Here is an 18,705-nt window from a genome sequence, read left to right on the forward strand (position 1 = left end):
GTCGCCGAGCTTCGCGACTGATCAAAACATTTCTCTGAAGTCTCGTTCGACCAGTCCGTTCTCCAGATACGTGATGAACTCTTGTTTCGTTGGTCCTTGACGGTCAAGTAGATCGTCCCGTCCTGCTCGTTCGAGAACTGCCTGCGCGAAGTCCGTACAGTGAGATTCGTGCTGCCCAGCATACTCTGTGAGGGCTTCTCGCCAGTGCATATCCAGCTCGAACTCGGCTAATCGGATTTGGATCCCGTCTTTCCGTTCGACGAGGTCGACGTCCAGCTCTTCGAGTTGCTTGAAACGGAGGTTGTTCCGGCGGACCGTGATGAGCCGCTTGGAATCGACGATATAGGGATCGACCCACTCTCGCCAGGAATCGTCGTCGACGTGCGTTCGTGGCATCTCAAAATCTGGGTCCACACTCTCAATACAGAACTGCAGCATCGCGATGCCAGTTCGATGATTCGCATTCGGGAGGGAATGGCGGAGGATCAAATTTGACATCACCTCTCCAGCGACGGTCGGAAGTGGGGCTCCCCAGGACACGTGATCGAGTGCCTGTTGGATCTTTTGCGGTTCGAACTCCTTGTAGAGCCGAAACTCATCCTCATCTCGAACATCGACAGCAGCTTCGAGCAATTCTACTAACCGGAAGGCGACAACTTGCCCAGGGCGGGGGAGGTCACGAATACGGTCACTCAGCCATTCCTGATCGAAGTCAATATCTTGGGCTGATTCGATCTCTGAATCGCCTTCGTAGAGCACATAGACCGGTGTCTCGAAGGGGTATCCGATGAGTTTTGTCGATTCGTCGGATTGCTCTCGTTGAGACCGGATTTCTGCTACCGATGCCGAGCTATATTTGAGTGAGAAATTCTCGGCCTGTGGGTGGTGATAGAAGACGAGCCGAGCCATCTCACTGTGTATTCGTCGGAAGTGGATAAAGCAGTCCCGTTTTTATATTGAGTTCTATTTGCCTGGTACTACGACGGTGTGGGTGCGTTCACGTCCTCTAAATACTGGCTTTCCCACTCACGTCGCGCCTCGATCTCCCGCACTCCGCGTTGTGTGACCGTGTACACATTCGTCCGTTTGTCGAGTTCACCTTTCTTCAGGAGGCCTTTGCCGACGAGGTCGTCGAGGTTTGGATAGAGCCGCCCATGATTGATCTCTTGTTCGTAGTAGTCGTCAAGTTCGGCCTTTACTGCGAGCCCGTGTGGTTCCTCGAGCCCGGCGATCACGTACAAGATGTCCCGCTGGAACCCAGTTAGATCGTGCATCCGTCTGTTCCCTATTTTTGAGGGGTGGCATATGTTCTCTCTGGTACTCAGAGGCGGATACAGTATGACTGGGCAAGAACCCCGCGTGGAAACTTCGAACATTTATATGGTGGACAAGAGAAGTTCGCGATGGAATGTCTGACCTAATCGTCAAAGCGGCCGTGAAGGACGCACTCTCGGATCAGAACGTCTCGGCAGATTTCTACGACGCCCTCAATGAAGAGGTCGCCGAACTGCTCGACGACGCCGCAGAGCGTGCCGAGGCCAACGACCGGAAGACGGTTCAGCCCCGCGACCTGTAGGCGTACTATCTCCCGAGAGGCCCGTACGTGCTTTTCCGAAAGAACCAACCTCTCCTCTGGACGATGGTAGAAACGTTCAGGAACGACAGCGACAGCACCACTACCGCTGGACAGTCGCTATTTCGAATCGCGCTCCACCCCCACCGCTCTCCGTGATTGTCACTTAGCTGGATTTTGCTCTCGACTCACCGACGTTATAACAGGTTCGGCTCCGCTGTGAGATTGTGTAAAACGCATCTCAACGGGATAATGAAATGGCTAAGCAGTGGATTTGGAAGTGACTACCGGATAGTATTTTAATCCCCCCTCTCCGATGTATAGGGGAACGGAATAATCATCGTAATGGTCTGGCAACAAACTCCCTACACACTCCCGCTGCTACTTTCGGGAGGCCTGCTTACATCTTTCTCGGTCTATCTCTGGTGGATAGGCCGGGGACAGCAATCCCACGGAACGATCCTCGGGTCGCTGCTGATGTTGGTGGGGGCTGAGTGGGTCTTTACATATGCGTTACAGCTCTCTGCGACAACGCTGTCAGGGAAGCTCTTCTGGCTTCGATTTGAGTTTGTTGGAGTGGTCTTACTCCCGCTTATTTGGTTCGGGTATGTCCTCTGGTACACTGGTCGTGACCGGTGGTTCACGCCTCGGGTGTTCGGTTCTCTTGGGGTGTTTGCTGTCGGATTTCTGATCCTGTTGGTGACGAACGACGCCCACCATCTCGTGTATCAAGAGTTTCAGCTTACAACGATCGATTCACTCGTCATTCTCGATACCACATACGGCCCGGCATTCGGCCTATATATGATCTACGCCAACGGCCTGTTACTGGCGACGTTGGGGCTGCTAGCCAGTACGTTCGTTCATACCCGTGGCGTGTTCAGATGGCAGATTAGCGTCCTCTTCATTTTTGCGCTGGTCCCTGGGATAGCAGGGATCCTCTATGTGACCGAAAATAATCCACTACCAGGACTCAACATCGCGGCGCTCTCGAACATCGTGACGGCCTTTGCAGGCGGCATAAGTCTCATCCGATTTAAATGGATGGACGTGACGCCGGTGGCGCGTGATACCACGTTCGATGCGATGAACGAGGTGGTAGTCGTCGTCGACCCCGCTCATCGGATTGTCGATCTGAACGCTAGTGCTGGTCTCTTGTTTGGCGATCCCCGTGACGAGATCATCGGGACTCCCGCGACCGAGTATATCCCGGAACTTGACGCGATGTTGAGCGACCCCGATCCCCCCGATCGACAGGAGCTCACCGTCTCAGCTGGGGCTGATGAGCGCGTGTTCGAGGTGACGATCTCGCCGATTAAAGACGTACCTGGGGATGAGACTGGTTATACGATCCTGTTGCACGACATCACCGCGCGGAAACAGGCTGAACAACAGGTTCAACAACAATCCACCCGACTCACACAGCTCCATTCCGTGGCTCAGAAACTGGCTGCAGCCCATACGACTGACGAGGTCTACGATCTGGCGGTGTCGGGTGCAGGTGAGTTGCTCGCCTGTGACGATGTCCGGATTTCCGCTGTCGAAAACGAGTATTTCGTGCCGCAAGCCAGTCTGAACGGCGATCTTTCAGAGACCTGCTCACCGATGCCGATCGATGCCGGATATGCTGGATACAGCTACTCGAAAGGAAGCATCGAGATTATCGATGATATGACGCACACGCGCTCTGCGGCTGCGGATACCTCCGAGAGCGATCCCCCGTCGGCGCATTCGGTCCCTCTGTCAATCCCGAATGCCGATACGACGACAAACGAAGAAACGCCAACCCACGATGCTGAATATCGCTCTTTGCTGTCTGCGCCTGTTGGTGAGTATGGGGTGCTGCAGGCATTCGATACGGGACCTGGTGCGTTCGATGATCAGGACCGCCAGATCATCGATTTGCTGCTCTCACACGTTGAAACAGCGCTCGAACGCGTGGCTGTCGAAGAGGAACTCCGTGCCGAGCGCGATCGCCTCGACGAGTTCGCCAGCGTCGTCTCGCACGATCTTCGTAACCCGCTCAACGTCGCCGACGGTCGTGTTCGGCTGGCCGCTGATGAGTTAGATGGGGAGAACGAACATCTCGAGGCCACCAAACGGGCGCTCACGAAGATGGCCGACCTGATTGAGGATATGTTGACGCTGTCCCGGGAGGGCCGCACTATCGGCGAGACGGAATCCGTTCACCTCGATTCGATCGTCAAGCAGGCCTGGTCCTCTGTCGAGACTAAAAATGCATCACTGACGATTGCCGATTCTCTTCCGGCTGTCGAGGCAGACCCTGCGCGACTTCGGGAGCTGTTCGAGAACCTGTTCCGCAATGCGGTCGAGCACGGCGGGGCGGACGTAACGGTTACGGTCGGTACACTCGAAAACGGCTTCTATCTCGCAGATGACGGCCCGGGAATTCCCCAAGACGAACGGTCTTCCGTATTTGAATCCGGTTATTCAACGGCAGCGAATGGGACTGGTTTCGGACTCGCGATTGTCGAACAGATTGCAGATGCGCACGGCTGGGATGTCGCCCTCCACGAAAGCCAAGAGGGTGGCGCACGCTTCGAATTTACTGAACAAGAATCAGTGTACGATCGTGCGACGCCCGATCAACCTACTGGCGAGTCCTGAGCCACCCCGAGTCTGTCTTTTTAAGACGAATCTTCATCCACCTCGTATTGTCCTTTTTATTGACTCACCTGCAAGCATAAGGTATGCCCCCTGAAGCGGCGCAACGACTGACCACCTATTGCCGGGAGCGGGCGGGAGATGACGTTCGGAGTGTCGTTGAGTATTCTGGTGACGAGTATACGGTAGCGTATCTCCGGGACGGTTTGCAGGCACAATATGATGAAGATCAGTTTGATGACCTCGTTCAGTATGCTCGCGAGGTTCACGAACGGCTGGCAACTGTCGAGGCTACCGAGACCCCGTTAGGGGATGCCCGTGCAACGGTCCATTACTTCGAGAACGCCTTTGTCATCCAGCTAGTCGTCGACGAGAATTTGGGCTATTTCGTGACGTTCAATAGCGGGGTCGGGCAAACCCTCGGGACCTTCATCACAGACTGTCTCAAACGAGTCCGTCCCTCCAAGTCATCGGGGTGAGTTGTCGTTTTAAGAATCGATGTAAGCGTATCTGAGTGTTTGTTACTGACCGATGTTTTGGGGGTCAACAATCTGAAGGCGGTCCAGCCCCGCGACCTGTAGGCATACTTAGCGTAGCCAACCCCAACACTCGAACGTAGCTTTTTGAGGTTCCTGTTCAGAAGTTAGGAAACGAAGATGGCGGACGCACCGGATACCGAACGGCAGGCGGTCGAACCCGACGCGAAAGAGGTCCTCAGCGTGTCACAGCTGAACGACCGGATTGCGTCGGTCGTCCAAGACACGCCCGCCCTCAACGGCGTCCGCTGTATCGGGGAGGTCACTGACCTCCACAAGAACAGTACGGCGCTCTACTTCACGCTCACCGACGGCGAGGCCGAGCTTCCCTGTATGATTTGGGCGAACCGCTACCGGGAGATGGACGCCGACCTCGAGGACGGGACCGAAGTCATCCTCGAGGGCGATATCGACTACTGGACAGAGGGCGGGAAAATCGATCTCAAGCCGTGGGAAATCATCGTCGGCGGCGACGGCGACCAGGCGGCTGCCGTTGAGCGACTGCGAAGCGAACTCGAAGAGCGTGGCTGGTTCGACGACGGCCAGAAACAGCGCCCGCCGGCGTTCCCAGAGCGGGTTGGGGTCGTAACCTCCCTCCGCGGCGATGCCCGCTATGACATCCAGAACGCGATCCACGAGCAGGACCCCACCGTCGACATCTTGGTGAAGGACGCCACCGTCCAAGGGTCGGAGGCGCCCACATCCATCGCGAACGGCATTCACCATCTCGACCGCTCGGAGGACGTCGACGCCATCATCGTCGGTCGGGGCGGTGGGAGCGATTCGAACCTCCAAGCGTTCAACACCGAGCGGGTCGCGGAGGCGATCTTCACCGCGAATACCCCGGTGGTCACCGCGATTGGGCACACCGATGACCGGTTAATCGCAGATCAGGTCGCAGATGTGGCAACGATCACGCCGACGGCCGCCGGCGAGTATATCGTGAATTCCCGCGAGGAGTTCTTCGCGGGCGAGGTCAAGCCGTTGGCCCAGCAACTCGACGCCGCGTACGAAACCTTCCAGCAGGAGCACGAACACGAACAGGAACTCGCCGAAGCAGTCGACGAGGCGGCCGCATCCGAGGGGCTCCCGCCGGTCTACTACAAGGCCGCAATCGCTGTGCTGCTGTTGCTGTTGTTGGCCATCACTGGGCTTTGGTTGGGGGTGATCTAAACGTGGCAAACGACCAAGAGATCCACGACCGGCTGGCCCGTGTCGAAGAAATCATTAAACAGCTCGATGCGGACGAGTGTGACCTCGATGAAGGAACAAGGCTCCACGAGGAAGGTCAGGAACTCTTGGCCGAGGTGCGAGAAATCCTCGACAACGGGCGTGGAGAGGTCGTGGAACTCGAGTAGAGCGCGATTTCAGTCTTAACCAACAGTCAACGGAATCTAACCCCATTGTTGGTTAACGGTGCCTTTGCGAGGTGAACGAACTCTCCGGTTATAATTTACTTTAGATTTTTGCGCCAGTTGGTGGCCAGAAAGCATATACCGATCTTCTAGCTATCGCACCACCATGGACCGGGGCTCAACCGGTGCATACCCACCCCGCACATATGATCACACGGGCAGTCACCATCGAAGACATCGATGATCTGTACCTGACGTGGAACAGCCATATCAACGGTTCCGCCCTCTATCGCCGCGCCCTCCGAGATGAGATGGAGCTTCGCGACGTCGACCCCGACGAGCTTCGAGATCTCTTCGAACGGGCCCGCGAACAGGGCTACACGAAAGACGAGATCGTCGACGAGACCAACCGCTACGCTGATCTGAAAGCACTCGTCGACGACGCAGAGGAGTAACCCGCTATGTCACAGGACAATACGCCCTCCGAGACGGCTTCGAATCGCCCCGACAGCCAGTCCACGGCATCGAGTAGGCTTCCCAGGCAAGCTGTGTTCATCGTCGTCGTCCTGAGCCTGTTCGCTGTGGAACCCGCCGCCGCACAGACGAACGCTGTCTGTAGCGCAGACAACCTTCCCAGCATGATCGAGGGCTTCTTCCAGCTTACCACGGCGCTGGGCATTGTCGGCCTCGCAGTCGTGTGGCAGGCTGACTCCCTTATCGAGATGTTCACGATTACGCCCGAGCAGAAGAAGGGCCTCAAGCGCCACAAACGGTCGGCGATGAAGTCCGCGGTCGTCCTCGTCGCCCTCGGGCCACTCTACACCGTCGCTGGGTCGATGATGAACCTCCCGCTGGCGCAGTGCGTCGACCTCGCCCCCTGGTAGGTGACTACCACCCCCGTCGCGAGCCCCCATGACACAACGAGAGCTCTCCGTGCTAATGGCCGCCCTGTTCGTGACGAGTTTAGTCACGGGTCTCGTCACTGCAAGCCCGCCACGGCCAGGCACGGAGGGGAATGGGCTCACTGAGAATGAATCAGCGACGCTGTGGTCTCGCGACGCGGACAACTACATCACCCAGGAGGAGTACCAGCAGCGCTACGGCGAGAGCCGGACCGCGATGCACCAACTCGCAAACGGGACGGACATCACGTTCACGCGCCCGCCGGCGACAGCTGCAACGTGGACGCGAAACGATTTCGCTGATCTCGAACCCGGTGGGTCGGATACGTCTGTGCATCCGCGCCACGCGTCGCTCGAAGACGGGGTGTTCATCGAGGACGCCCACGCCACGGTGTTCGCAGTGCAGCCGTCGACGCGAGGTCACTTGGAGTCGGGTGACACGCCGCTCTATATCGCGCCGAACGGCACGATGCGGGGGTTCGTCGACTATCGCGTTCGCGTCCCGAACGGGAGCTCTTCGGGGAACACGACGATCGAGTGGTCGCTCGCGAGCAACGAGGTTGAGGAGGTTCGATTGCAGAAGGACGGCGAAACCATCGTCGAGCGCGACGGCTCGCACACGCCGGCCCTCGACTACCAGATCGAGGACGACTGGAGTGCAAACCTCACGCTTGAAGCCGAGATCAGCGTCCGGTTGAAGAAGACCACGCGAATCGACCGAGGCGACGAGACTGATGTCGAGGTCACGTACCGAACCGAATCGCTCAACGTCTCGGATTCGATCGCCGTCGAGATCTACGACCTCTCGGCGTACCCCTACTACGCCGAGTATCCCAATGGTGACGCCGGTGTGGCCATTTTCCAGTCCAGACCGTGGCAGGGGTACACGCTGACGGAGAATGGAAGCGCACGAGTGCGTGGCGTCTGGCGGTTCTACACCGCTCGGAACACCAACTGGGATACACTCGTCAGGTCGAACCGAACCGACAGCGCCACCGTCGAGTCGGATGCGATTCCGGTCTATATTCACGCGTACCCGTCGCGAATCGGCCCGCGTGCTGAACCAGTTCGCGATGGCCCAGAGATTATCGACACCTGGGGCACTGACCGACCGTCTCCGGACGGAACGCTCGGTGAGAACATCAACATCGACATCGTCAACCAGTCGTACACGACGACGTACGGTGTTGCGGTTCGCGCGGAGAACGTCGACCGCGACGCGCTCCAGGTGGCGGGGATCGTACGGGGCGTGAACGCCTCGATTGTGGCACCTGACGCTAGCTCAGAGCGGCAGCTCCGGCGCAGTAATCTGACGGTTGAGGTGCTCCAGCAGAACGAAAGTCAGGCCACACTCCGCATCGAACTCCGAGACAACGAGACCGGCGCACCGATCGTGCTCAGCGATCCCGACCGACGATATCCAATTGGCGGGAACACTCGCAACGGCTACATCACCATCGCGGAGCAACGCGTCGAGACCAACGCCTCCGGGGTGGCGATTGTGACGATCGACGAGCCGGGTATCTACACGGCACGGTACCATCCGGGTTCGTGGCTCGGGCACAACCCCGCATATGTGAGTGCGACGGCTACTGCTCGCTGGCATCCGCTCGGCACCATCGACGGTTGGTTCGCATTTATTTTCGAGGTCGGCTGGCAGCTCATCCCGTTTCTTGTGATGTTCTACGCAGGCAAGCGGCTCCTCCGAATGCTCGGTCCAGAAGACATCTTCCAACGGAACCCATAGTCCATGACTAGAAACCACCCACACATCAGTCGGCGAACCGCCCTCCGAACAGTCGCAGGTGCTGCGCTCGTAAGCGTCGCTGGCTGTCTGAACGACAATGGCGGTTCTGGGACGCCTGGTGATGGAACGACCTCTCCAGATGGCAACGGCCCACTCACGCGCATCGCTGTCGAGGAGACAACACTCGTCGTCGAACTCTCCGAAGAGGCCGACGTCGACCAAGTCAACCTCATCCAACCGAACGGCGAGTTATTCGGGAAGCGTGACGTAGCCGCAGGTGCTCAGCAGGTCTCATTCGAGATCGGCACCGCATATGCGCCCGGTGAGTACCGCGTACTCGCGTTGAAAGGCGAGGAGACAGTAGTTGAGACCACGACTGAACTCCGTCCAGAGATTCAGATACAGGATGTCGGACTCTATCGGAATAACCCAGATAAGCCGTGGGACGAAGTCTATGGTGAGAGCGAGACGGACCGGATCAAGAATGGCGAGGCATTCGTTACGGTAGAGAACACAGGAAGCGGTCCGGAAGCGATAACTGAACTAATCTTCTCCGGGGACGTTCCCAATCCAATTGAGAACCCCAGAGGCAGTGGAATGCACGAAACCGACCGGGTAGTAGTTTCCCCCGGCGAGACGGCCGACCTGTTCAGTAGTTCGTTTCCGTTCGGTACAGAAACTGAGGACGGGATGGGATGCTCCCCAGACGGGAATAGTGGCCAGTTTACTGTTATCGTTGAGACACGGGTCGGTGGAAATCAGGTCTCAAGCACCTACAACGTTCAATACACTGGTTCCGACGATATGACTGATTGTGAGGTCACGATCACTGAGGTATAACGATGGTCGATCTCATTGATGTCGTCCTTGAGGGTATCAAGGGCGTCGTTGAGTGGTTCATTGGGCTGTTCATGGACGGTCTCAGATCAGGGTATGAAACTCTGACTGAGGGAATGTTCGGGACACCTACTCCAGAGACGAACGGAGCTTTTGTCTTCGGTGAACCAACCAATGCACCCTGGCCAGCGATTCACGATGCTCTCATCGGCGGCGAAATCATGCTGGTTGCCCTCTTGCTCCTCGTGATGAGCGTTCAGGGCCGTCACACGGTTCGGATATTCAATATTGGAAGTACCTACGAAGCCCGAAAAACGAAGAAGACGGCCTGGGTCGGTGCTTTTCTAATCATTACGTGGTATTGGGTTGGAACTCTTGCACTCTACCTCGTTGACGGATTCACTATCGCCCTGATGCCGGAGCTTTCCTCGGTTACGGAGGCGATGATTGGATTCTTGGAGGTATCTATCACAAACCCAGGGCTGGGACTATTGTTCGCCGTGATTGGTGGAATCTCGATGTGGGCGCTGGAGGCGCTGTTCTACATCCGGATGATTCTGCTGTATGTCTACCTGTACGGAATGCCGATTGCATTTGCACTGGCCTACGGAAACATTCCGGTCGTATCCGATATCGCGATGGGGTTCTGCAAACGGTTTGTCCCGTTGGCTGTCCTCCCGCTCCCAGCAGCGATGGTCCTCAAGGGGTACGATTTGATCTACGGCGGTGGAACGCTCACACCCGGAACAGCGTTCCTCAAATATCTCGTCGCGGCGTCGCTTCCACTGGTCGCCCTCTACATCACGTGGAAGACGTTCAAATACGCGACGCCGCTGACGGCCAAAGTCGTCGGCGGTGCGACGAAAGGCGCAGCACTCGTTGGTGGTGTCGCCGCCGGTGCCTATGTCGGTGGCGCCGGCGTCGCGACGACCGCCGCTCGGTGGGGGCCGAAAGCCGCCGCTGGCCACGCCGTCGCACAAAAGGCAGCTGCCCGCGGTGGGCATGGAGGAGACGATGGCGGGACGCCATCGTACCGTCGAACAGAGAATGACCCTGGTGGAGCGACAGCGGAATCGGCGAGTGACGACCGTGGGATGGAGTTTGATCGAGGAATCCACTAACAATGTCAGCAGATCAAGACGCGGCCGCACGGCGCATCATGGATCAGTTCGGCGAGGAGAGTCGCATCCCGTATCTCAATATCGAGGAAGGAGACGTCGGCATGCTCATCGCCTTCCCCATTATTGGGCTGTTTATCGCTGGCCTCACCGGGATCGAGTCGCTTGCCCTCCCGTTCGTCGCTGGCGGGCTTGGCTTTGGCGTTGCCGTCATCTACGTCTCACCAACCCACCTGAACGCTTGGACGTGGACCAAAGACGTCTATAGGTACCTCAAGCGACCTCAGATCACGTTCAGTGCGCCCGCCGAAGCCGACACGAGTACCAACGAGTCAGAGCGCAACGAAGGCGGACTCGCGAACTACACGCCGTTCAAGCCGGACGAGCGGACACAGGACCTCACGAACATCAAGCGGGCGTGGCCGGGTGCTGGTGCCATCCAGCGTGAAGACGGCGCGATGGAGGCGTTCATCGAGATCGATCCGGCCAACATGGACTTCGCGATGTCCGACGACTGGGCGCAGCTGCAAGACGCCGGCGAAGAGTTCGCCAACAAAGAGCTGGACTCGAAGCTCAAACTCCACGCCACAACTCGTTCCTTCCCGGTCGAGCAGATCACCGAGACTATCGAGGATCGGCTCACGGACGAAGACGTCACGGAGAACCCGATCTTCCGGGAACTCCTCGAAGAATATCGGGAAACACGGCCGAAGGAGATGCGTGACCGGGGCATTCAGCAGGTCCGGTACTACATCGGCGTTGAAGTCAGCCCGATAGAAGTGTACGACCGCTTCCGCGACGAGGGCACCCCCGCCGAGAAGCTGACCCAGTTCCCCGTCATCGGGTTCCTGTTCAACCCGTTCGTCACCCGCCGCGAGGACCTCACCGACGTCGAACGTCGTGCGCAGATGTTCGAGAAGCTCGACAGTCGCGTGAACGACGTTCGCTCCGAGTTTATCCAGCAGGCGTCGGGGTGGTCCGCACGTCGACTCAGCACGGTCGAGCTGTTCGTTCTGAATATGGACTTTTGGAACGGCCGCGAACATGACTACGACGAGGCGGAACGTGTCGTTCGCGACCAATCGATCATCGGCCACTCGCGCCGGGAGGACCCACACGATGCGTAACGTGATCCTCCAGACTGGTGGTGGCGCGCTTGGCTCCGTCGCCGGGTGGCTCCAGAATCTGACACCAGCAGAGAGTGCAGTACTTGCCCTTGCAGTGGGTCTCGGCCTTGGCGTCGGCAGTAAGTACCTGTGGGACCGCTTCACTGCGGATGATGAACCAGACGTGGACTTTACCGATGTCCTCGACGAGGAGACACTCGAAGAAGGCGAGGCCGAACGCAAGCTCCTCGACGACATCTCCGAGTCGCACAAGACCGTCACCGCTCCCGGAGCTGTCGAGTGGGAAACGCGAGCCGCACGGGTCGGCGAACAGTGGACGACGACACTCTACATCGCTAACTATGCCGACTATCCCAACGACGGGTATCTGAGCGACCTCTTCGAGATGACCGATGTCCAGTTCGATTTGACGGCCCACATCACGCCGAAAAATCAGGAGCGGGCCCGGAACGAACTGCAGGACATCGCTGACGACCTCCAGGTCGATGCTGACCTCGAACAGAGTATCCGGAGCGCCTATCTCCAAGAGCGCGCCAACGAGGCCGCAGCGACGTACAAGGCCGTCGAGAACGGCGCGAACGTCTTCGACCAAGGGATGTTCATCACCGTGCGGGCCGACGAGAAAGACGAACTCAGAGATGCCGTCCAGACGGTCAAGAGCGCGCTCCGCGACGACCCGGCGAACCTCACGCCGAAGACGGCTATCTGTCGGCAGGATCTCGCCCTCCAATCCGCCGCGCCCATTGGTGACAACGAATTCGGGCGGACATCGATTGCGCTCGGCGGCGCCGTCGGCGCGTTGCTGTCCTCGCCGCACAACGCGACGATTCTCGAGGAGGGCGGCGTCGAGTTCGGGATTCACAAAGATAACCAGAGTCCCGTGGTCATCGACCCGTTCGCGCGGGACAACGGGTACGCGATGTTCACCGTGGGCGACACGGGGTCGGGGAAGTCGTTCAGTTCGAAGCAGAACTTCATCCGCTCCATCGAGCAGAGTAAGGACCGTATCGGCATCATCCTCGAGCCGCTGAACAACTGGGCCGGTGTCTCGGAGGCGCTCGACGCCAAGCGGATCACAGTCGGCGGGACGCTCGGGCTGAACCCCTTGGAGATTCGGGAGACGCCCGAACACGTCCAGCGGGCGATGGGCGAGGACGCGAGCCCGTTCAACGAGAAACTCGACGACGCGATGAGCTTCCTGACGAACTTCTTTGCCCTCCGGGGCATCTCACTGGGAGACCGGCGCACTACGCTCGAACTCGCCCTCAAACGTGCCTACCAGCGCAACGGCATCACCGACGACATCTCGACGCACAGCAATCCGAGTCCGACCATCCGTGATATGATGGACGTCTTCGAGGACATGGTCGACGACCCTGAGGAGTTCGTCGTTCGATCCGACGAAGAGGCAGGGAAGATCAAAGAGGACGCGACGTGGCTCCTCGATCAGCTGCGCCCCTTCGAGGACGACGGTCGCCACGCCAACCTCGGCCAAGAATCGGATTTCGACATCCGGGACGAGAAGGTCATCTACCTCGATCTGGCCCAGCAGGAGGGCAGCGTCGACAGCAGCACGGCACTGACGATGCAGCTACTCATCTCGCTGGTGTACGAACGGGCGAAGGTCTCGGAGAAGGAGGTCGTGTTCTACATCGACGAGGCGCGCTACATCATGCAGGACGCCGCAAGTCTGGCGTTCCTCGAGACGGTGTTCCGGCACCACCGCCACCACGACCTCTCGATCCGGCTGGTCACCCAGACCGTCGACGAGTTCTTCGAGCACGCCGAAAGCGAGGCGATCCTCGATCAGTGTGCCGTCAAGCAGTTCCACCGCCTCGACGGGATGGACAAGGAGTGGGCCGACGAGTTCGGGCTGAACTACGCACAGATGCGGTTCGTCCAGGACGCCGTCCCCGGCAACGAGGACGCCGGCTTCTCCGAAGCACTGGTTGGCGTCGACGGCGAGTGGCGTGGGATCCAGGTCAAAGCGATGCCCAAGGAGAAGCAGGTCATCGACTTCGAGCCAACCGAGCAACGGCGAGCCTCACTCCCCGGGACTGGTGAGAACGCCGTGGACGCGGACGTGCAGGCGTTCCAAGACGATATTGAAAGCCGAGCGACCGACAATGGACAACGCCCACCTGAGCAGACGCCAGCAGAGACTGATGGTGGCGCAGCGGGAGGTGACGACGATGCGTGAGTACCTCCGCGTGACGCCTACCTCCGAACGCCTCAATCCGGAGCGGCTGCCGCAGGCACTGGAGAGTCTCCACAAACTGACCTTAACGAACTCGACAGGGCTAGCTGACAAACTCAATCCGCTACACAGCAAAACACCGCTACGATTCGAATTCCTCGCGCTCAGCGAGGGTGCAGACGACCCCGTCGAATTCTACTACGGTGCTGACGACCATCTGGATACGCTTGAGAAACGTCTCCGGTCGATCTATCCCGAGACGTTCGACATCGAGCGTACCAAAGTCGACGTCGCATCCCGACTCGTGCAGCCTGTGGAATTCGACCGAGAGACATTCGTCGATCACTATGAGTCGGGCGATCTCACGTACGAGTTCGGTCCTGACGAGCAATACGAACGTGGGACTGACGAAGACAGTCAAGCGAGGCAAGCAGACGCCCAATCAGTCGCGGAAGGAGGGACGGTCGGCGACCTGTCTGCCGACCACATCATCGAGATCGGAGACACCGCCCTCGAACTCGCCCCACCAGATGCGATTCCCGAGGATGAGCCACTCACGACGCTTGCCAAACCAACGGTGACAACAGAGGGGACGATACTCGCCCGGCCAGCGACCAAGACCGTCTCCCCACTCGGCGTGCGGTGGCAGGGGTCGGCCACTCGGAAACAGGACTGGATGACCTCACTCTCGCCATTCACTGCCGACGACGAAGCAGAACTCCCAGCCGTCGATCAGCCAGGTGGTGCGCTCGCGTCGCTTGTCGACCACCTGATGGAGGCGACAGCACCAGTAGCGTTCCAGGCCGTCTTCCAGCGACGCGAGAGCTGGCAGTCCGATGCCGACCTTCGCAAGGAGGACGTCATCGACGGCCGAGACACACTCGCTCAGGAGATTATTGGCTCCCTTTTCGAACTCGACGATCAGTCGGAGAGCCGGGACAGAAACCAGCTGAGCGACGCCGTTGCAAAACGTGTCGCGGCAATCGAGGCGAAAAATCCGAAGCGGTCGTTCACCGCGAACATCCGAGCGATCGGGATTCCGTCCGGGGACGACGGTCGCGATGATCTCGATGATCGGATGCAATCACTTGTCCCGGTATTCGACCCGCTTGACGGACCGTACTACGAGGTTGCGGCCGAACGGGTACGCGACAGCGGCTTCCGGGCAGCCACGAAAGAACGGAACGCACGAGCGGCGCTGCAGCGGCTCTTGGATCGTGAGATCACGACCGGCCGTGGGACGACCCGACCCGAGTTCGTCCTGAGTGGCCGAGAACTCGCGAATTTCGTACTCGTGCCCTCCTCGGAACAGCTGACTGTCGAGGGGGCACGTGGGACGCGTGCGGAACAGCAGAGTCGGAATCCATTGCCACGCCCCCACCAGGACCTCATGAGTGAATTCCGCGACGGGATGGCAATCGGGTATGCCCTCGACGACACCGGCGAGGCCGAAGACGAGCCGACACACATTCCACCCGGACTGCTGCCCACTCATTACGGCCGGTTCGGAACAACCGGCTCTGGGAAGTCGAAAGCCCTCATCAACGATATGCTGTCGCTGTACGCCAACACCGAGGGGCCGACGATCCTCATCATCCCGAAGAACGACGACATGGCCCAGAATTATATGCGGGCTCACGCGCGTCGGTTCGGAATGACCGACCTCCAAGAGAACGTCGTCCACTTCCCGATCCCGGACGTCCTCCCCGGGTTCTCGTTTTTCGATCTCGAACCGTCGATGGAGAGCGGACGGCGCCGCGAAGACGCCGTCCAACGGAAGGCCGACCACTACGAAGAGATTTTGAAGCTCGTGATGGGAACCGACCGCTACGAGCGGGCGACTGTGGCCCCAACTCTCATCAAGACACTCATCAAGACACTGTTCGACGAGGAATACGGGCGTGAGAACGGGCTCTACCGAGCGTCGACGGACTACTTCGCCCACCGACAGCTCGAACACGTCGTCGACCAGCTCTGGGAGGCCGGGCCACCGAACGAGAACATCGGCGACGCCCCACGGTCGAGCGACGAGGAAGTCACCCGGACGATTCGACGGCAGCTCCAGTTAGATTCGAACACCTTCGCGAACGTGATGGGCGGTGTCGGAAACCGTCTCGCCTACATCTCACAGGATACGCACCTGCGGCAGATCTTCAATAATACCGAGAACCAGTTCGACTTTCGGGATGTCCTCGACGAGGATACGGTCATCCTCTTCGACCTCGGCGACCTCCGCGACGACGCCGCCCGGATCATGACCGGTGTGATCCTGACCAATCTCGATGCAGCTCTCAAGGACCGCAAACAGGCCCTCCCCCAGCACTCGGACGACTACGTCGTGAACTTGCTCGTCGACGAGGCAGCATCGGTCGTGGTCTCCGACATCATGAATGATCTCCTCGAGAAAGGCCGGGGATTCCGGCTCTCTGTTGGTCTGTCGATGCAGTTCCCCGAACAGATGGAGGCTGAAGGTGGGCGGAAGATCTACCTGAATGCTCTGAACAACATCGGCAGTTCACTCATCGGGAAAATCAACGTCGACCGGGAACTGGCGCGAGCGATGGCCCACGAAGAGATGGACCCCGCGGATTTCGCCAATCGGATTCGTTCGTTGCCACGAGGGGAGTGGATCGCCAGCCTGCCAAGCCCGACGTTCGGTGAAACGGGGCCGTATCCGTTCAGTCTCGAACCACTCCCGATCCCACCGGGCCACCCCGAGAGCGAATCCCCGCTCACTGAGCGTGAAGAGGAGCAGTTCACTGAGACACTCTCCTCGATGCACGAGGACATCAGTGACGAACACGGTGTGCCGGCTGAGCCAGACACTTCAACAACGAGCACACCGACCAACGGACACGAGGTGCTCGATATCGAGAGTGACGACTTGGACGGTGCGATTGCGAAGGTGGTCCGGAGTCTCCAGCTTCGAGAGGGCTGCCGTGAGGAGAACGGCTGGGTGGCCGTTGAAGCAGTTGACGACGAACTCAGACGGCTCTTTGACGACACCGACGCCGAACCGCCATCGTATGATGCACTCGCAGATATTCGAGAACGATCACGATACCTCGATACGACCGTCGATATCGACGCCGACGAGCTCCGCATCCGGCTCACTGACGCCGGAGAAGAGGTCGCGACACCCGATACTGGTGGCGTGCAGGCCGCTGGTGGAAGTGCCCACGACGCAGCACTCCTTCAGATCGAAGAAGAACTCACTGCACTCGGTTTCACCGTCTCGATCCTCGCACAGGATGGCAGCGAGAAACCTGACGCGAGGGCGAGCCACCCCGACGTTTCCGACCGATTCGCCATCGAAGTCGAAACGACGACACCCGAGAATCCCGCGAAAGTGCTCACGAATCTCCGGAAGGCCCAAGCAGCAGGTGATATCCCGCTGTTTGTCGTTCGACCAGGAAACGACGAAACTGAGTGGGCCGAGCGTGTTGACGGCATTCTCACGCCACCCGTCCGTACCCTCCAGAATGGTGAGACACGGTTCTACACGACTGACTCGAATCTCACGTTCAGCGGTGGAGCGACCGAAGAAGGTGGAGTGACGGCCGTGCGACCGGCGACCGACGACGAGAACGGGACCCAGAACATCTGGCAGCGTGATGGCGCCGAGATCGTCCTTCGTGATGCCAGCGGGACGGAACATATCCGCCTCGAGTCGCTTGAAAAACTCTCGAAAGATCGTGTTCCGGCCATCTACAGCTACGACCACGCTGCCGACGAGTACGTCGTTTATGAGCACGGTGAGCAACACATCTACGAGACGAAATCGGCGTTCGAGGACGACTGGATTCGGATCAAAAAGCCGTTCGTTCCGGAAGACGAGTTCTCCACCCCAGAGTACAGCTGCGACAGCTACGTAATCGTGATTCTTGCCGATGAGAAGTCATCAGTCGTCTACACGGACGGGACAACGAAACCTCTCACAACCCTATTTGATCACTCAACCGCCCACAATGAATCAGAGGGGGACTCCAAAAACGACGACGAAAATAGTGACCGGGCGGAGACTGACTATCGGGCCGAATCTGCTCCGGGAGAGGATATGCCGAGGGAAGATTCCTCAGAGCAAATCTCCCAAACTAACGGGAGTGAACTCGATCACGACGCGGACGATTTCGAGTCATTCGTTGACGTGTACGTTACCGAAGAAGAGGACGCGGAACTCCCGAAGGATGATCTCTATAATGCGTATCGGATATGGGCAATCAGACACGACAAAGAAGTTCAATCGAAAGCGTGGTTCTCCCGTTCTCTCGGGGAGTTCGTAACGTATGATACGAGTCGGATTCGTCAAAATGGAACCCGCGTGAACTGCTATACAGGTATTTCGCTCACGGCAGCAGGGCAACAGTTGATTGAATGAAGAGAAATCTATGAGGTACTTGAATTCGAGACGGGTCATCAAAAAACCGCCCGAAGGCGTTGCCGGTCAGGGGAAACGACCACTAACAGCACGAGAGGGTAAGAATCAAGAGTTAATGCTCGGTTATGGACCGAGAAAAACGCAAGACGGAACCGCCGGTCAGGGCATCTGGGAGGGGCAACAGTATCTAACATCAAGTGAACATACGAAATCGCAGGACGGCGCTGCTGGTCAGGGGAAATTAAGAAAGGGTACTCCCGCCCGTATCAGCGGTCAGGGGAAAAACCACCAGACGGCGAAGCTGGTCAGG

Annotated in this window: 15 protein-coding genes; 13 read left to right on the forward strand and 2 right to left on the reverse strand. The window is 58.6% G+C overall.

Features of this window, described 5'->3' with window-relative positions; translation table 11 throughout:
- Window positions 1-21: 21 nt before the first annotated feature.
- Window positions 22-909 (reverse strand): DUF8172 family protein, encoded by an 888-nt coding sequence (locus tag NMP98_RS18980; RefSeq protein ID WP_254861397.1) that lies wholly within the window; start codon window positions 907-909, stop codon window positions 22-24.
- Between the two features lie 68 nt (window positions 910-977).
- Window positions 978-1,274, reverse strand: coding sequence for a PadR family transcriptional regulator (locus NMP98_RS18985; RefSeq protein ID WP_254861398.1), 297 nt, complete (start codon window positions 1,272-1,274; stop codon window positions 978-980).
- Window positions 1,275-1,408: 134 nt separating this feature from the next.
- Here NMP98_RS18985 and NMP98_RS18990 point away from each other — a divergent pair, with 134 nt between their 5' ends.
- The 13 genes from NMP98_RS18990 (at window position 1,409) to NMP98_RS19050 (ending at window position 18,395) form a co-directional block, all read left to right on the forward strand.
- The gene (locus NMP98_RS18990) at window positions 1,409-1,576 is read left to right on the forward strand and encodes a DUF1931 domain-containing protein (protein WP_254861399.1); all 168 of its coding nucleotides are present in this window, start codon (window positions 1,409-1,411) and stop codon (window positions 1,574-1,576) included.
- Between the two features lie 342 nt (window positions 1,577-1,918).
- Window positions 1,919-4,201, forward strand: a complete 2,283-nt coding sequence (locus tag NMP98_RS18995; RefSeq protein ID WP_254861400.1) for a histidine kinase N-terminal 7TM domain-containing protein — start codon at window positions 1,919-1,921, stop codon at window positions 4,199-4,201.
- Window positions 4,202-4,284: 83 nt separating this feature from the next.
- On the forward strand, window positions 4,285-4,677 hold the full coding sequence (locus tag NMP98_RS19000) for a DUF7522 family protein (protein ID WP_254861401.1): 393 nt from the start codon (window positions 4,285-4,287) through the stop codon (window positions 4,675-4,677).
- Window positions 4,678-4,854: 177 nt separating this feature from the next.
- Complete coding sequence (gene xseA / locus NMP98_RS19005) at window positions 4,855-5,907, forward strand: exodeoxyribonuclease VII large subunit (protein ID WP_254861402.1); 1,053 nt, start codon at window positions 4,855-4,857, stop codon at window positions 5,905-5,907.
- Window positions 5,908-5,909: 2 nt separating this feature from the next.
- The gene (gene xseB / locus NMP98_RS19010) at window positions 5,910-6,092 is read left to right on the forward strand and encodes an exodeoxyribonuclease VII small subunit (protein WP_096396452.1); all 183 of its coding nucleotides are present in this window, start codon (window positions 5,910-5,912) and stop codon (window positions 6,090-6,092) included.
- 203 nt (window positions 6,093-6,295) lie between these two features.
- Window positions 6,296-6,544, forward strand: a complete 249-nt coding sequence (locus NMP98_RS19015; protein WP_049987855.1) for a hypothetical protein — start codon at window positions 6,296-6,298, stop codon at window positions 6,542-6,544.
- 6 nt (window positions 6,545-6,550) lie between these two features.
- Entirely contained in the window at window positions 6,551-6,973 is a 423-nt protein-coding gene (locus NMP98_RS19020) for a DUF7985 family protein (protein ID WP_096396453.1), read from the forward strand.
- Window positions 6,974-7,001: 28 nt separating this feature from the next.
- On the forward strand, window positions 7,002-8,738 hold the full coding sequence (locus NMP98_RS19025) for a DUF8186 domain-containing protein (RefSeq protein WP_096396454.1): 1,737 nt from the start codon (window positions 7,002-7,004) through the stop codon (window positions 8,736-8,738).
- Window positions 8,739-8,741: 3 nt separating this feature from the next.
- Window positions 8,742-9,578, forward strand: coding sequence for a hypothetical protein (locus NMP98_RS19030; RefSeq protein ID WP_096396455.1), 837 nt, complete (start codon window positions 8,742-8,744; stop codon window positions 9,576-9,578).
- Window positions 9,579-9,580: 2 nt separating this feature from the next.
- Window positions 9,581-10,696 (forward strand): TrbL/VirB6 family protein, encoded by a 1,116-nt coding sequence (locus NMP98_RS19035; protein WP_096396456.1) that lies wholly within the window; start codon window positions 9,581-9,583, stop codon window positions 10,694-10,696.
- Between the two features lie 2 nt (window positions 10,697-10,698).
- Entirely contained in the window at window positions 10,699-11,820 is a 1,122-nt protein-coding gene (locus NMP98_RS19040) for a TraC-like domain-containing protein (protein WP_096396457.1), read from the forward strand.
- On the forward strand, window positions 11,813-14,020 hold the full coding sequence (locus NMP98_RS19045; RefSeq protein ID WP_096396458.1) for a VirB4 family type IV secretion system protein: 2,208 nt from the start codon (window positions 11,813-11,815) through the stop codon (window positions 14,018-14,020). The genes NMP98_RS19040 and NMP98_RS19045 overlap by 8 nt, the downstream gene beginning before the upstream one ends.
- Window positions 13,986-18,395: a conjugal transfer protein gene (locus tag NMP98_RS19050; protein ID WP_254861403.1), complete on the forward strand. Its 4,410-nt coding sequence runs from the start codon at window positions 13,986-13,988 to the stop codon at window positions 18,393-18,395. Before NMP98_RS19045 ends, NMP98_RS19050 begins: the two co-directional genes overlap by 35 nt.
- The last annotated feature ends 310 nt before the right edge of the window (window positions 18,396-18,705 follow it).

Origin of the sequence: Natronomonas gomsonensis (assembly GCF_024300825.1) — an archaeon.
Taxonomy (GTDB): Archaea; Halobacteriota; Halobacteria; order Halobacteriales; family Haloarculaceae; genus Natronomonas; species Natronomonas gomsonensis.